The sequence below is a fragment of the Paraconexibacter algicola genome (genome assembly GCF_003044185.1).
Taxonomy (GTDB): Bacteria; Actinomycetota; Thermoleophilia; order Solirubrobacterales; family Solirubrobacteraceae; genus Paraconexibacter; species Paraconexibacter algicola.
Map to the genome: position 1 here is coordinate 1122840 of NZ_PYYB01000001.1, position 15333 is coordinate 1138172.

The 15333-nt window shown below is 76.3% G+C and carries 12 protein-coding genes; 8 read left to right on the plus strand and 4 right to left on the minus strand.

Annotation, left to right across the window (positions count from 1 at the left end):
- Positions 1-42: 42 nt before the first annotated feature.
- Positions 43-3324, minus strand: a complete 3282-nt coding sequence (locus C7Y72_RS05320; protein WP_107567543.1) for a M14 family zinc carboxypeptidase — start codon at positions 3322-3324, stop codon at positions 43-45.
- A 102-nt stretch (positions 3325-3426) separates the two neighbouring features.
- Here C7Y72_RS05320 and C7Y72_RS05325 point away from each other — a divergent pair, with 102 nt between their 5' ends.
- The 8 genes from C7Y72_RS05325 to C7Y72_RS05360 all read left to right on the plus strand — a co-directional run bounded on the left by C7Y72_RS05325 (position 3427) and on the right by C7Y72_RS05360 (position 11553).
- Entirely contained in the window at positions 3427-4380 is a 954-nt protein-coding gene (locus tag C7Y72_RS05325; protein ID WP_158276662.1) for a Gfo/Idh/MocA family oxidoreductase, read from the plus strand.
- A gap of 61 nt (positions 4381-4441) precedes the next feature.
- On the plus strand, positions 4442-5368 hold the full coding sequence (locus C7Y72_RS05330; protein WP_107567545.1) for a GNAT family N-acetyltransferase: 927 nt from the start codon (positions 4442-4444) through the stop codon (positions 5366-5368).
- Positions 5365-6066 (plus strand): class I SAM-dependent methyltransferase, encoded by a 702-nt coding sequence (locus C7Y72_RS05335; RefSeq protein ID WP_107567546.1) that lies wholly within the window; start codon positions 5365-5367, stop codon positions 6064-6066. The genes C7Y72_RS05330 and C7Y72_RS05335 overlap by 4 nt, the downstream gene beginning before the upstream one ends.
- A complete protein-coding gene (locus tag C7Y72_RS05340) occupies positions 6059-7462 on the plus strand; it encodes a hypothetical protein (protein ID WP_107567547.1) in 1404 nt (467 codons plus the stop codon). Before C7Y72_RS05335 ends, C7Y72_RS05340 begins: the two co-directional genes overlap by 8 nt.
- Positions 7459-8211: a class I SAM-dependent methyltransferase gene (locus C7Y72_RS05345; protein WP_107567548.1), complete on the plus strand. Its 753-nt coding sequence runs from the start codon at positions 7459-7461 to the stop codon at positions 8209-8211. The genes C7Y72_RS05340 and C7Y72_RS05345 overlap by 4 nt, the downstream gene beginning before the upstream one ends.
- A 9-nt stretch (positions 8212-8220) precedes the next feature.
- The gene (locus C7Y72_RS05350; protein ID WP_107567549.1) at positions 8221-8652 is read left to right on the plus strand and encodes a sugar 3,4-ketoisomerase; all 432 of its coding nucleotides are present in this window, start codon (positions 8221-8223) and stop codon (positions 8650-8652) included.
- The gene (locus tag C7Y72_RS05355) at positions 8649-9800 is read left to right on the plus strand and encodes a DegT/DnrJ/EryC1/StrS family aminotransferase (protein WP_107567550.1); all 1152 of its coding nucleotides are present in this window, start codon (positions 8649-8651) and stop codon (positions 9798-9800) included. The genes C7Y72_RS05350 and C7Y72_RS05355 overlap by 4 nt, the downstream gene beginning before the upstream one ends.
- Entirely contained in the window at positions 9793-11553 is a 1761-nt protein-coding gene (locus tag C7Y72_RS05360) for a glycosyltransferase (RefSeq protein WP_107567551.1), read from the plus strand. The genes C7Y72_RS05355 and C7Y72_RS05360 overlap by 8 nt, the downstream gene beginning before the upstream one ends.
- A 2-nt stretch (positions 11554-11555) precedes the next feature.
- On the opposite strand, the gene C7Y72_RS05365 is transcribed toward C7Y72_RS05360, so the two are convergent.
- The 3 genes from C7Y72_RS05365 to C7Y72_RS05375 all read right to left on the minus strand — a co-directional run bounded on the left by C7Y72_RS05365 (position 11556) and on the right by C7Y72_RS05375 (position 15296).
- On the minus strand, positions 11556-13163 hold the full coding sequence (locus tag C7Y72_RS05365; RefSeq protein WP_107567552.1) for a PAS domain S-box protein: 1608 nt from the start codon (positions 13161-13163) through the stop codon (positions 11556-11558).
- Between the two features lie 64 nt (positions 13164-13227).
- On the minus strand, positions 13228-15006 hold the full coding sequence (locus tag C7Y72_RS05370; RefSeq protein WP_107567553.1) for a hypothetical protein: 1779 nt from the start codon (positions 15004-15006) through the stop codon (positions 13228-13230).
- The gene (locus C7Y72_RS05375) at positions 15003-15296 is read right to left on the minus strand and encodes a DUF4333 domain-containing protein (protein WP_107567554.1); all 294 of its coding nucleotides are present in this window, start codon (positions 15294-15296) and stop codon (positions 15003-15005) included. Before C7Y72_RS05375 ends, C7Y72_RS05370 begins: the two co-directional genes overlap by 4 nt.
- Positions 15297-15333 lie beyond the last annotated feature (37 nt).

Consider the following 15333-nt stretch of genomic DNA (forward strand, 5'->3'; position numbering starts at 1 on the left):
CGGGCCGGACCTCACGGGGAGGCCCGGCCCGGCGATCGAGCCCTAGAGCCGCTGCGCCTGCAGCGTCGCGGTCGCGCGGCGGGCGCCCGCCGCCGCGGTGATCCGGACCGTGTAGCGGCCCCGCGGCAGGCCGCGGGCGGCGAGCGTCACCCGGTAGGTGCGGCGCGCGGCCCGGCCCTTCAGGACCTTCGTCGCGACGCGGCGGCCGGCGCGGGTGACCGTCACGGTGACGGTCGAGCGGCGCGCCACGCGGTAGGCGATCCCCAGCCGGCGGTTGCCGGTGCCGCCGAACGCGGGCAGCTCGAGCTTCGCGGTGGTCAGCAGCCCGCACGAGTCGGGCCGGTGGAACGCCGGGCGGACCGCGAAGCGGCCGCCGGCGCGCACGAGCGTCACGCGGCGCACGTCGGTGCGTCCGCGGGAGCGGATCGTGAAGCGCACGTAGTAGACGCCGTCGGCGACGGCACGCCCGCGCGCGTTCGCGCGGCCGTTCCAGGTGACCGAGCGGGAGATCCCGGAGAACGAGGCGACGCGGCGGTTGCCCACGACGCGGCGGCCCGCGCTGACCCGGAAGACGTCGATCCGCACCGGAGCGGCGACCCGCCGCGCGAACCGCAGGCCGATCCGGGTGCGCGAGGCCGGGGCGACGGCGACCGAGCGGAAGCCGGAGGTCGCCGCGCAGGAGCCGGAGCCGGAGCCCGAGCCCGACCCGGAGCCCGAGCCGCCGCCGACGATCTCGTCGGCGTTCGCGCCGCACACCGCGCCGAGCGCCGCGGTCCTGCCGCGCTCGACCTCGACCTTGCGGGTGGCGAGGACCTGGTCGCCCTTGAGGCAGTCGATCGTGTACGCCTCGGTCGCCCTGCGGGGCCGGATCGTGTCCTGGCCCTGGCGGAAGCGCTCGATCCGGCCGCTCCAGCCGCCGAAGCCGAGGTAGTTCGTGACGCGCAGGACGTAGTCGCCGACGGGCGGGGTCGCGAGAAGGATCTCCTCGGTCGCGCCCGGAGCACCGCCGGAGGAGCCGACCTCCTTGAGCTCGCCGCCGACCTTGCGGAACAGGGTCAGGTCGTAGTCGTCGACCGGCAGGGCGCCGTCGACGGTGATCCGCAGGAGCGCCGCGGCGTCGGCGTCGGTGACGTCGAACGGGACGTCCTCGAACGTGCCGTCGGCGCCGGCGCCCGCGACCTGGTTGGGCTGCGTGGAGCCCTTCTCGGCGATCGCCTCGCTGCGAGCGGCCTGATCGGCGACGCCGGGGAACACGCGCTGGTCGACGAACGGGCGCGTGGAGGGGTTCACGTCCCAGGAGAACGTGCCGCTCTTCGCGACCTCGATCTTCGACTCCAGGACGTCCGGGAACGTCTGGACGGGACCCTCGACCATGCCCAGCGGCGTGTCGACGAGGTCCAGCTCGGCCGGACGCACCGGCGAGGTCTCCGACACGACCTCCTTGCGCAGCCGCAGCGTCACGCCGGCCGGGGCGCGCCCGGTCAGCAGCGAGTGCTCGGCCCGGTCGGCCGCGGTGGTCGCCGCGTCGTAGTACGCGAGCCGGTTGCCACCGGAGTGCCCGGTGGTGACCTTCGAGCCGCTGTTCCAGTGCCGGATGACGTTCGCGAACGCGGGATGGAAGCCGCCGCCCTCCTTCTCGCCGGCGTCCTCGCCGATCTCGAACGTGTAGCCGTAGCCGCCGGTGGTGGAGTACGACCAGTCCTCGGTGCTGCCGGTCGTGTCGTACAGGCCGTAGGAGGGGCCGGAGCTGTAGCCGTTGCGCGACGCCATCCGGTCGCCGAGCTTCTTCATCGCGGGCTCGTCGACCGGGTTGCCCTGCGAGCGGACGCCCGGCGGGCGCAGCACGAGGTTCGAGAACGTGTGGTTGGTGATCAGCGTCGTGACCTGCCGCTGGGAGATGAACGCGCGGATGTTCTGCGTCTCGTTCTCCGAGAACGGCCCGTAGCCGCGGAACGTGTCGTAGACCGGCAGGGCGCTGGCGCCGCCGCCGCCCCACAGGACGCCGTAGTTGCGGTTCGGGTCGACGCCGAGCGTGCGGTTGACCGGCAGCGCGCAGACGCCCTGGGGCAGCGACGTGGTGCCCTCGGTCAGCCGGCAGTTGCGGCGCTTGTAGTTCAGCGCCGGGTCGACGAGGTACACCGCGGTCTGGTTGAGCCCGGTGTCCGGGACCTGCGCGTACTGGGGGTCGTTCTGCAGGTCGGTCGGCGCCTCGCGGGAGACGTTGAAACCGTCGACGTTCACGACGGGGATGACGACGGTGCGCACGCGGGCGAGGAGGTCGTCGACCTTCGCGTCCTTGCCGGCCTTCGTGACGAGCTCGTACGCCCACTCCATCGCGCGCTCGCCGGACGGCCACTCGCGCGCGTGGTGGACGCCCATCTGCATGAACGTCGGGCGGCCGTCGGAGGCGCCGACGTTCTTGGCGATCTCGACGCCGTGGACCTCGCGGCCCTCGACGGTCCTGAACGGCAGCGTGATCGGGCGCACGAGGCCCGGGTGGCGCTCGACGAGCTGCTTGAGCTCGGCGTCGTAGTCGACGAGGCGGCGGTACTCGGTCCGGCCGGAGGGCAGCGACTCCGCCGGGGCCTGGCGCAGCGTGGCGCCGCCGGTGCGCGCGGTCCGGCCGCGCAGCCGGGCGGTCGCGCGGCGGTCCTGCGTGCGGGTCGCGGCGAGCTGGCGGACGAGGTCCTGCACGACGACCTCGGCGCGGAAGCCGGCGCGGCGCAGGCGCTCGAGGTCCGCGTCGCCGTAGAGGACCGCCTGCACGTGGTCGGCGGTCGCGTGCTCGGTGAGGTCGAAGCCGAGCGCGGCGAGCTGGGAGATCTGCTCGCGGCCCGTGATCGGGATCTCCACGAGGCTCGGGCGCGACGCGGCGGTCCCGGTCGGGATGCCCAGAGCGCTGACGGTCAGCTCGGCCTGGCGGGCGGTGCCGCGGCGGCGGCAGCCCTGCACGACGACCGTGCGGCCCTGCCCGACGAAGCCGGCCCCGACCTCGCTGGCGCCGAAGCCCGCGCCACCGGTGATCAGACGGCCGGTGGCCTGGTCGAACGCGGCGACGTCCCAGTCCCCGGAGGCGGCCTTCAGCGTGACGCCAAGGACGCCGCTGACGGGCATCGTGACCTCGCGGCGCACCACCCCGACCCGCTGGTCCAGGGGCGCGGCCACGCACGAGCGCGCGACGGGCTGCTCGACGGTGAGCGTGGAGCGCAGCACGGTGGCGGGAGCGGTCAGATCGGCGGCCTGGGCGGCCGGGACGAGCGCCGCGCCGGCGGCGAGCGCGCCGACGGCGGCGGTCCGGAGGCGACGGGAGAGCGAAGCGGTCATCGGATGCTGCAACGACCCGCGGCGCGGTTTCTGGCGGTCGCCGGCGATCTGGCGCCTGCGGACGCCGTCGCGCAAGTTCCCGGCGCACCGTCCGATCACCGGGTGGTGCTGCGCGCCGGGATCATCGGGGCGGGCGCCGCGGGCCACGCCCACGCGCACGCCGTGAACGCCCTCCCTGCCGACCTCGTCCGGGTCGTCGGGGTCCACGACGCCGACCTCGAGCGCGCCCTCGCCCTGGCCGGGGCGACCTGGGCGGAGCCGTTCCGCGACCTCGGCGAGCTGTGCGCCGCCGTCGACCTCGTCGTCGTCTGCAGCCCGACCGAGGACCACGCCGCGCACGTGCTGCGCGCCGCCGCCGCGGGCTGCGACGTCCTCGTCGAGCGGCCCGTCGTCCCGCGCGCGCAGGACCTCGCGCGGCTCCACGCCCACGTGGCGCGCGCCCCGCGGCGGATCGTCGCGCAGGCCGGGCACGCCGCCCTGCACGACCCGCTGCTGCGCGTCCTCGTCCGCGCCCTCGCCCCGTACCAGCCGGCGACCGTCGAGCTGCGCTTCGAGACCCCCCGGGTACCGGGCGCGCCGTCGGTGGTGGAGATCCTCCACGACGCGCTGACCGTCCTGCACCCGCTCACGCGCAGCGCGCCCGCGCAGATCCACGCGTCGGCACGGCGGCGGCGGTCCGGCGGTGGCCTGGAGCACGTGACCGCGCTGGTGACCACCGACAGCGGCGTGCTCGCCACGCTGCACGTCGGCCACCTGTGCGACCGCCCGACGAAGCTCGCGCGCGTCGTCACCGACCGCGTCGTCGTCGAGGCGAGCGGCGACACCGGCGAGGTCGTCGTCCACCCCCGCGGCGACGACGGGGAGTCCGTCGTCCACCCGGCCGGGCAGGAGGACGCGCTCGTCGCGCAGGCCCGCTCGTTCGTGTCGGCGGTGGGCTCCCGCGCGGTCCCGGCCGTGCCGCTGTCCGCCGCGTTGCCCGCGCTCGAGCTGACCGAGAAGGTGCTGCGGCACGTCGACCTCGGCGAGCGGCTCGGGTCGGGCCGCCGCGCGGCCTGAGCCTGCCGTGCTCGCCCCGCGGGTCAAGGCACGGCCGTCGCGGCCGACCACCCGGGACAGGATGTCCCTCCCATCCGCACTGCTGTTCAACGACCCGCGCTACCACGCCGTCCACGCCCCGGACGGCGCCCGCAGCGTCGTGCTCGCGCACCGCACCGACGACCGCGTCGTCGGGACGCTCGCCGGGGTCCTGGACGGTCCCACCTTCACCTCCGGCTACTCGGCGCCGTTCGGCGGCGTCGACCTCGAGCGCCCCGACGAGACCCCGTCGCGGATCTGCGCGGTCGTCGACGACGCGGTCGCCCAGCTCGACGCGCTCGGCGTGCGCGAGACGGTCGTGCGCTGCCGGCCCGCCTGCCACGGGGCGCCGGCCGCCGAGGACGCGGTGCGGTTCGCGCTGCTGAACGCGGGCTTCGCGGTCGCCGAGGCCGACCTGTCCTTCACGCTCGACCTGCGCGGGATCCGCGACGGGGAGCAGTGGCTCGCCGCGCGCAAGCGCGAGCTGCGCCGCGCGGTCCGCCAGGCCGAGCCCGAGCGGCTGACGCTCCGCGACGCCGAGGACTGGGACGCGGCGTTCGCGCTGCTGCGCGCCAACCGCGAGCAGCGCGGACGGACCCTGTCGGTCGACCTCGAGCGGGTGCTCGCGGTCCGCGGCGCGTTCGGCGACCGCGTGCGGCTCGCCGTGCTGCGCCACGACACCGAGGGGCCGGTCGCCGCCGCCCTGACCTACCGCGTCAGCGGTCCCGCCGAGCTCGTCGTCGCGTGGGGCGACGCCGACCACGACCTGCCCGCCTCCCCGATGCCCGTGCTGGCGCTGCGGCTCGTCGAGCGCGCCCTGGACGACGGTCTCGCGGCGCTCGACCTCGGCACCTCGACGCTGTCCGACGGCGCCGGGCACCGCGTCCCCAACGACGGGCTCGTCCAGTTCAAGCGCGCGGTCGGCGCGACCGCCGAGCTGCGGCCCGTGCTCGTGAGGCGGACGCCGTGAGCAGCGCCGACTACACCGCGATCTACGACCCGGACGTCGACTTCGACGCCCGCTACACGCTGGCGACCGCCGCGCGGATCGTCCCGCACCTCGGCGCGGGCGAGCACGTGCTCGAGGCCGGGGCGGCGACCGGCCTGATGACCGCCGAGCTCGTCGCCGCCGGGGCGCGCGTGACCGCGATCGACCGGTCGGTCGGGTACCTCGAGCGCCTCCACGCGCGCGGGCTCCCCGGGGTCGTCACCGCCTGCCGCGACCTCGACGCCGACGCGCTGCCCGCCGGGCCGTTCGACCACGTCGTCGCGACGAACCTCCTGCACGAGCTCGACGACCCCGCCGCGTTCCTGCGCCGCGCCGCCGCGGTCCTGCGGCCCGGCGGACGCGTGCACGTGTCGGTGCCCAACCCGACATCGCTGCACCGCCTCGTCGCGCTGGAGATGGGCCTGCTCGCCGACCTGCACGAGCTGTCCGCGCGCGCCGAGGGCCTGTCCACGCGGCGCATGCTCGACCACGAGACGCTCGCCGCGCACGCGCGCGACGCGGGCCTCGCGGTCGAGGACCGCACCGGGGTCCTCTGCAAGCCGCTCCCCAACGCGCTGATGGAGCAACTGCCCGCCGCGGTCCTCGACGGGCTCGACGCGGTCAGCCACCGCGTCCCCGACCTGTGCGCGATGACGCTGATGAGGCTGCGCCGTGCGTGAGCCCGTGCCGTCCGTCCCGGCCGTCCCCGGACCCGCCCCGCGCGCCGGGCGCGCCCGGGCCGGCACGGTCACCGTGCTCGGCGGCAGCGTCGCCGCCCTGGTCACCGCGGACGCCCTGGCGCGCGCCGGCCGTCCGGTCGCGCTGCACCTGCCCGCGCGCGGCGCCGGCGGCGGCTTCGTCGCGCTGCGCCGCGACGGCCGCCGGCTCGAGCTCGGCGTCCGCGCGCTGGAGCTCGGCTACGAGGACGATCCCGCCGAGGCCCCGCCGCTCGCCGCGTACGACCCCGGGTTCGGCGGCCACCGCGCGTACACGCCGCTCGTGCGCCGCTGGGTCCAGGAGCTCGTCGGCGACCGGCTCGTCCCGCTGCCCGCCCCGCAGCTCGTGCTCGACGGCCGCCGCCACCCGGACGTGCACTTCACCGTCGACCTGCACGGGCTGCCCGCGCTGCTCGGACCGCGCCGCACCGCGCGCGTCGCCCGCGGCGCAGCCGCCGCGATCGCGCAGCACGGGGCCCGCGGGATCATGCCCGACGCCCACCCGGACCTGACGCTCGCGAGCGCGTCGCTGGCCAACCACGGCACGACGTTCCACGAGACGCTGATCGCGCCGCTGGCCGACAAGTTCCTCGCCGACGGCGCCCGGCGCACGCTCGCGACGTGGCGACGGAAGGTCTGGATGCCGCTGTTCTGGCCCGCGACGCTGCTGGAGGCGTGCAGGCCCGACGGGCCCGCGTTCCGGCCGCAGCGACGCTTCGAGACCGTCGCCGACACGCCCGGGCCCGAGGGTCCCGACGGCGGTCCCGGCGCGGTCGTCACCGCGCTCCTGGCCCGCCTGCGGGCCGCGGACGCCGTGCGGATCGCGCCGCTGGAGGGCCTTGCCGCCGCCGCACTGCGACCGGGCACCGTCGTCGGGCTCGGGCTGCGCGACCTCGACCCCGCGTACGCGCCCGAGCGCGCGCGCAGCGTGCTCGCGTGGCTGGAGGTGCCCCACGACGGGCCGGTGCCGCTCGTCCACGTCGCCGACCCGGAGAACCCGCTCGCGCGCGTGAGCGACAGCGGCCCCGGGCGGCGTGACGGCACCCGCGTGCTGTGCGCCGAGCTGCGCCACGACACCCCGAAGGAGCGGATCGACGCCGACGCGCGACGCGGTCTGCGCGACGCCGGTCTCCTGCCGGCCGCCGCGCTCACCACCGCCCCGACCGTGATGACCGGCGCGCAGCCGACCTTCGACGCCCCCACCGCCGCGACCCGCGACGCGCACGCCGCCGCGCTCGCGCGCGTGCGGGCCGCCCATCCCGGCGTGGTCCTCGTCGGGCCCGCCACCGCCCCCGGGGCGGACGCGTTCAACGAGCAGGTCGTCGCCGGGCTGGCGGCCGCGGAGGCCCTGACCCGATGACCCCGACCACGCACGCCCCGCTGGACGCCGACGCGCTCGACGCGTACGCGCGCCGCTACTACCTCGTGCAGGACGACGTGCCCGACCTGCACGTCGAGGACCTCCAGCAGGTCCACTCCGCCGGCCTGATCGCCGACGCGGTCGCGGGCGCCGGGCGCGTGATCGAGCTCGGCTACGGGGTCGGGCTGATGACCCGCGAGCTGCACGACCGCGGCGTGCCGATCGAGGTCCTCGAGGGCTCGCCGCTGCTCGCCGCCGCGGCCCGCGAGGCCCACCCGGAACTCGTCGTCCACGAGGGCCTGTTCGAGTCGTTCGTGCCCGACGAGCCCGTCGACGCGGTCCTCGCCCTGCACGTCGTCGAGCACGTCGACGACCCGCGCGCGCTGCTCGCGCACCTCGCCACGTGGCTGCGGCCCGGGGGCCGGCTCGTCGTCGTCGTGCCGAACGCCGAGTCGCTGCACCGCCGTCTCGCCGTCCGCATGGGCCTGCAGCCCGCGCTGGACACCCTCTCCCCCCGCGACCACCTCGTCGGCCACCAGCGCGTCTACACGCTGGACGGGCTCGCCGCGGACGTCACCACCGCCGGACTGACCCCCGTGTCGGAGCTCGGCTGGTTCCTGAAGACCCTCCCGAACTCGATGATGCTCGACTGGCCGCGCGAGCTGCTCATCGCCCTCAACCAGATCTCCGACGAGCTCGAGCCGCGCCAGCTGGCGAACATCGGGCTCGTCGCCGAGCGCCCCCGATAGGAGCACCCGATGGCCCTCGCCGACTGCCGCATCATCGGCTTCCCGAAGATCCACGACCCGCGCGGCAACCTCACCTTCATCGAGGGCGGGAACCACCTCGACTTCGACATCAGCCGCGTCTACTACATCTACGACGTGCCGGGTGGCGCCGAGCGCGGCGGCCACGCCCACAAGCAGACGCAGGAGCTGCTGGTGGCGATGAGCGGCTCGTTCGACGTGGTGCTCAACGACGGGATGGTCGAGCAGAAGTTCCACCTCAACCGCTCCCACTACGGCCTCTACGTGCCGGCGATGACCTGGCGGCACCTGGAGAACTTCTCCTCCGGCTCGGTCTGCATGGTGCTCGCCTCGCACCGCTACGCCGAGGAGGACTACTACCGCACCTACGAGGGGTTCGAGGCCGCGCTGCGCGGCGACGAGCCGCTGCCGGTCGCGGCGTGAGCACCCTCGCCCGGGAGCGACGCGCGGCCGGCCGGCCGGTCGGCGCGCCGGACCCCGTCCCGTTCCTCGACCTCGGCGCCGCGTACGCGGAGCTGCGCGACGAGCTGGACGCGGCCGCGCTGCGCGTCCTGCACTCCGGCTGGTACGTGCTCGGCCCGGAGGTCGAGGCGTTCGAGCGCGCGTTCGCCGACTGGGTCGGCGTGCGCGAGGCGGCGGGCTGCGCCAGCGGCCTGGACGCCCTGACGCTCGCGCTGCGCGCGCTGGGGATCGGCCCGGGTGACGAGGTCGTGGTGCCGTCCAACACGTACATCGCGACGTGGCTGGCGGTCACCGCCGCGGGCGCGACCGTCGTCCCGGTCGAGCCGGACCCCGACACGCACGCGATGACCCCGGACGCGGTCGCCGCCGCGCTCGGCCCGCGGACCGCCGCGGTCCTGACCGTGCACCTGCACGGCCGCGTCGCCCCGGACGCGCGGGCGCTGCGCGCGCTGTGCGACCGGCACGGCCTCGCGCTGGTCGAGGACGCCGCCCAGGCGCACGGCGCCGCCGGTGCGGGCGCGATCGGGCACGCCGCCGCCTTCTCCTTCTACCCGTCGAAGAACCTCGGCGCGCAGGGCGACGCGGGCGCGGTCACCACCGACGACCCGGCGCTCGCGGAGCGCGTGCGGATGCTGCGCAACTACGGCTCGCGCGAGCGCTACCGCAACGACGAGGCGGGGATCAACTCGCGGCTGGACCCGCTGCAGGCCGCGATGCTCGCGGTCAAGCTGCCGCACGTGCACGCGTGGAACGCGCGCCGCCGCGCCCTGGCGGAGCGTTACGACGCCGCGCTGCGCGACCGCGTGCCCGGGCTGCGGCTGCCGGTGCTGCCGGCCGACGCGGCCACGCACGTCTGGCACCTCTACGTCGTGCGCGTCCGCGGCGGGGCGCCGGAGCGCGAGCGCCTGCGGGAGCGCCTCGCCGACGCCGGGATCGCGACCCAGGTCCACTACCCGGTCCCGCCGCACGCCTCCGGGGCCTACGCGGCGCTGGGACTCGGCCCGTACCCGGTCGCGCAGCGGCTCGCCGACGAGGTGCTGTCGCTGCCGATCGGCCCGCACCTGGAGCCGTGGGCGGTCGACCGCGTCGCCGAGGTCCTCGGTGCCTGAGGCCGCCGCCGGAACGCTCGCCGGGCACGCCGCGACGATCGACGGGATCGCGCGCGCCGCGCGCGCCTGCGCCGACGCGGGCCGCCTCGAGACCGCGTCGGCGCTCGTGCAGAGCGCCGCGGGCATCGCCGCGCTGCGCCACCCCGGACGGTTCGCGCACCCGGTCCTCGACGACGTGCTCGCGCGCGCGTCCGCGTCGCTGCCGGACGTCCCGTGGATCGGCGGGCGCGGCGTGCTGCACGTGCTCTCCAACGCGCTGGAGGTCGGCGGCCACACGCGGCTGGCGTGGCGCTGGATGGAGCTCGACGGCGACCGGCCGCAGTCGTTCGTGGTCACCCGGCCGGTGCCCGGTCCGACGCCCCCGTCGCTCGCGGCGGCGGCCGCGCGCAGCGGCGGCCGGGAGTGGCGCGTGCCCGGCGCGCAGGCCGGGCTGCTGGCGACCGCGTCGGCGCTGCGCGAGCTCGCCGCGTCCTTCGACCTCGTCGTGCTGCACGCCCAGCCCAACGACCCGCTGCCGTCGCTGGCGTTCGCCGCCGTGACGGACCGTGCGCCCGTGCTGCTGTGCAACCACGCCGACCACTGCTTCTGGCTCGGACGCGACGTCGCCGACGTCGTCGTCGGCCACCGCGAGGTCGCCGCGACGCTCGCGCGCACCCGCCGCGGCGTGCCCGCCGGGCGCACCGCGACGCTGCCGCTGCCGCTCGACGACGTGCCGGCGACCGACCCGGACGCCCGGACCGCCGCCCGCGCGCGCCTGGGCATCCCGGCCGCGGCGCGGGTGCTGCTCACGGTCGGCTCGGCCTACAAGTTCGAGGCGCCCGCGGGCGGTCACCTGCTCGACGTGCTGCTCCCGGTCCTCGCGGCGGATCCCGCCGCGGTGCTGCTCGCCGTCGGCCCGGCGCCGGAGGGGCGCTGGGCCGCGGCCGCGGCGCAGACCGCCGGGCGGGTCCTGGCCACCGGGGTCCTCCCCGACGTGGCCGACCTGCTCGCCGCCGCCGACGTCTACGTGGAGTCCTACCCGTGCTCGTCGGGCACCGCCGCGCTCGAGGCCGCCCAGACCGGGCTGCCCGTGGTGGCCTGGGCGCCCGACGCCGCGCAGGCGGCGCTCCTCGGCAGTGCCGGGGCCGCCGCGGGCCTGTGGCCGAGCGCGCGCACCGCCGCCGAGCTCGCCCGGCTGCTCGCCGCCCCCGCCCCGGCGCGTGACGCCGTGCTCGCCCACCACGCCCCGGCCCGCTGGCGGGCGACGCTGGCCGACGCGGTCACCGCGGCCCGGGAGGCCGGCCCGGTCCGGGCCGCGCAGCTCGCCGACCCGCCGGTCGCCGACGCCCCCGAGGACCGGCTGCTGCTCGACCTGCACGTCGGGACCGGGCACTGCCACGCCCCCGAGGTCGTGGCGCGCTGGGCCGCGCAGGCCGCCGCGCTCGCCGCCGTCCCCGCGGTGGAGCGCTGCTTCGTCCCCGGCCTGCTCGGTCCCACCACCCACCTCGAGCTCGCCCGCTGCTTCACCGACGCGGTCGTCGCTCCCGGGCCGGGCGAGGAGGCGACCGCGGTCGACCGGCTGCGCGCGATCCTGCGGGGCGGGCTCGCGCAGCGCGGGGTCGTCGCGCTCCCACCCGACCGCGTGGAGACGGCGTTCCCGGCGCTGGAGGCGGCGCTCGCCGCGGGCGAGGAGGTCGACCTCGACGTCGTGCCGACCGCCGACCCCGGCTCGCTGCTGCACGCCGGCGCCCTCGCGGTGCCGGCGACCGCCTGAGCTCAGGCCGCGCCGCTGCCCGCGCCCGCCAGGGCGAGCGCCTGCGCCGCGTGCGCGGCGACGACCGCGAGCACCTCGAGCTCGGTGTCCGTCGGGCGCAGGCCGGAGGCGGGCCGGTCGACCGACAGGATCCCGGCCGGGTGGCCGTCCGCGTCGCGCATCGGCACCAGCAGCAGGTCGTGGGGGCGCCAGGCGTCCGCTCCCGCGGCCACCGGTCCGCCGAGATCCGGCACGTGGTCGGGACCGTCGATCGACACCTCCGCCTCCGCGGGGACGAAGAACGTGCCGGCGCGCGCGAACCGCGGCATCAGCAGCGGCGCCCAGTCGGCGTCCTCGTAGACGGCGCCCAGCAGCGCGACGTCGAGCTCCGGGCCGGAGGTCCAGGCGACCTCCCAGCGGCCGTCGGCGCGCCGGCGGTTGACGACGAGGTCCTGCCAGCCGAGGTGGTGGCCGAGCGTCTCGCGCAGCGCCGCGTAGACCGCCGCGGGCCCGTGCGGCACGGCGGCGAGGATCCCGGTGAGCCGGCGCGTGGTGCCGACCGTCGTGCGCAGCTCCGCCTCCAGGCGCAGGCGCTCCTCCTCGCGGCGGCGCTCGCGCAGGTCCTTGAACGTGACGAGCACCCCGCCGCGCCCCTGCGCGCCGTCCGGCACGCGGGCCGCGGCGACGAGCACCGGGATCGCCGACCCGTCCTCGTGGCGCAGCTCGTGCGCACCCCCGGCCCCGCCCTCGCGGCGGGTCTGCTCGAGCAGCGCGTCGAGCGCCGCGGCGTCCTGCGGCGGCCAGAACGGCCACGGGGCGCGCGCACCGAGCAGCGCGCCGCGGTCGTGGCCGACGAGCTGCTCGAGCGCGTCGTTGACCTGGACGACCGCCCCGTCGCGCAGGACGAGCAGGCCGTCCTGCACGGTCGAGGCGACCGCGGCGGTCCAGCGGCGGTCCTCGCGCAGCTGCTCCTCCAGCCGGCGCTGCGCGACGAGCGCCTCGACCGACCAGCCGACCCGCGCCACCGTCCCGGTCGACGCGCCGCGCTGCACCGTGAGGGTGCCGCCGAGCGCGTCGGCGCCGCGGCGCAGCCGCTCCAGCCCGACGTGACCCGCGGCGCCCGCGCCGCGCACCCGCCGGTCGTCGACCCCGAGGCCGTCGTCGACGACGCGGACGTCGAGCCGCCCGGCGGCGACCGTGACGTCCACGACCACGGCGGACGCCCGCGCGTGGCGCACGACGTTGCCCAGCAGCTCGCGCGCGGCCTCGCGCACGAGCGCGTCGTGGATCCCGTGCGCGGCCGGGGCGACCGCGACGGTGGTCGTGAACCGGCCGCGGCGGGCGGCCTCGTCGGCGATCCGGCCGATCGCCACGTCGAGCGGGTCGGCGTCCAGGCCGTCCTCGTGCATCGAGGTCAGCAGCGAGCGCAGCGCGTCCCCGACCTCCTGGAGTCGGCCCGGGAGCGTCGCGAGCAGGTCCTGGTCCCCGGCGAGCGCCTCCTCGGCGTCCTGGCGGGCGGCGAGCAGCGCCTGCAGCGGGCCGTCGTGCAGCGCGTCCGCGAGGCGGCGCCGCTCGGCCCGCTCGGCGTCGACGAGCTCCGCGAGCTCCGGCGATGACGGGCCAGGGACCATCCGGTCCCGAGGATGACGCCACGGCGGACGCGCCACAAGGGCGACGTCCGCCGCGGGTCGGGACCTACTCGTCCTGGTAGGGGGCGCGGACGGTCTTGAACGGCCCGTCCTCGGGGCCGACCTCGAGCGTCAGCGGGCGGCCCTTCTTCGGCGTCTCCTTGTAGTTGAAGTAGACGCCGTCCTTGCGCTTGCCGCTGAGGCGCAGCGCGTCGGTGCCCCACAGGCGGCTGCCGCTCTCGGACTCCTTGCCGAGGAGCAGGCCGAACAGGGCCTCGCCGTCGATGCCGCCCTTGACGCCCTCGGCGTCGAGCAGCACGGTGCCGGAGTCGCGGTCGACGAGCATGCCGATCGTGGAGCCGCGCTTCACGCCGACCGCGGTCGCCGCGAACGTGTACGAGGCGCCCTCGTCCTCGACGCCCGCGTAGAACTCGGGCGCCTCCTCCTTCTTGCCGTCGAGCTCGTAGTAGAGCCCCTCACCGCCACCGGAGACGAACACCGTGTCGGTCTGGCCCGGGGCGATCCGGATCGAGTCGATCGCGACGACGAGGCCGTTGCCGACGAGGTCGAGGTCGACGCGGCGCGGCCGCTCGAGGTTGGACCCGTCGATCGCGAACGAGATGTTGCGCCCGGCGGGCACCCGGTAGCGCGGCTCCGGGGAGGACTCCCAGTTGCGGACGCTGAATCCCTGGTCGACCTCGATCCCGGGGATCTCCTGCAGGAGCTTCCCGTCGAGGATGCCGGTGGTGCGGCCCTTGTCGTCGGTGAAGATCAGGTGCGGGTGGTCGGAGGGGTTGCCGCGCAGCGTGATCTCCGCGTACTGCTTGGCCTTCGGCAGCACGGAGCCGAGCGCCTCGCCGCCGTCGGCCTCGCTGCCGCCGCAGAACGGGCACGGCTGCTGCTGGTCACCGGGGCTGGTCGGGAGCAGCACCATCGACTGCGTCTCGTCGTCGCCCTCGTAGACCTCGCCGAGGTTCTGCGGGTTCGTGCCGCCGACGTAGCGCCACGTCTCCTCCTGCACGTTCACCTCGACCGCCCGGACGATCCCGGGGAAGTTGTTGTCGTAGACGAGGATCGCCATCTCGCCGTCGCCCTTGTCCTCGATCGCGAACGGCGTGATGGCGTGACCGCCGGTGCCGTCGGCCATGAGGATCCCGAGCGTGTAGTCCTCCTCGCCGGACACGAGCGTGTCGGTGAGGATGTCGACGATCTTCGACGGCGTGCCCTGCACGATCGCCTCCTGGACGAGCGGCAGGTCCTGGTAGACCCAGTGCTCGGCGATGGAGGTCTGCAGCGCGGGGTTGTCGACGATCTCGAGCGCCGCGGTCTGCTCGGCGCCGAACTCGGCGGCCTTGAGGTTCTGCTGGAACATGCGGATCGCGGCGACCGAGAAGCCCATGCAGTGGCCGCCGGCCATGCGCTCGTTCTCGTTCTCCATCCACCGCTTGGCGGGCGCGGTCAGGACGCAGTCCGTGCCGCTGCCGCGGACGCAGACCTGCTCGCCGAAGAAGGACTCGACCTCGGCCGGGGTGAGGTTCTCGGGGCCGACGTCGTTGCCGTAGTTCTCGAAGCCGAAGCCGTCCACGTCGGGACGGAAGCCGCTGTCGGCGACGATCTCGCCGGTCGGCTCGTAGCTCTCGTCGGTGCCGGCGGAGGCGGTGTCGCCCTCCTCGGCGGTGAGGCTGCGCAGCGCCTTGGGCGGCGCCTTGTCGCCGAGCGCGGCGATCGGGGTCTTGCCCTTGGCGCGCTCCGAGACCTTCGGCGCGTCGTCGTCCCCGCCGCCGCAGCCGGCCAGCCCGGCGGCGAGCGCGCACGCACCCGCCGCCAGGCGCAGCCGCAGGCTCATCCGAGCTTCCAGCTGATGTTGCCGTCGTCGTCCTTCTGCGTGACGTTGACCGTGCCGGTCCGGCCGTCGCTGCCCTTGGCGTCACAGGTGAACGTGTCGCCCTTCTTGGCCTCGACGTCGTCGGGGCAGGTCACGGTGACCGTGCCGCCGAGCTGCTCGCTCAGGCTGGCGCCGATGGACTCCTCGGCCTTGTCGGTGTTGACGGTCTTGCCGGTCGAGACCTCCGCCGAGCAGCCGCCGAGTCCGAGGGCGGCGACGGCGAGCAGGGAGACGGCGAATCGCGTGGTCATGGGGGGAGGACCTCCGTGGGTCGTTCGGTGGGTGATG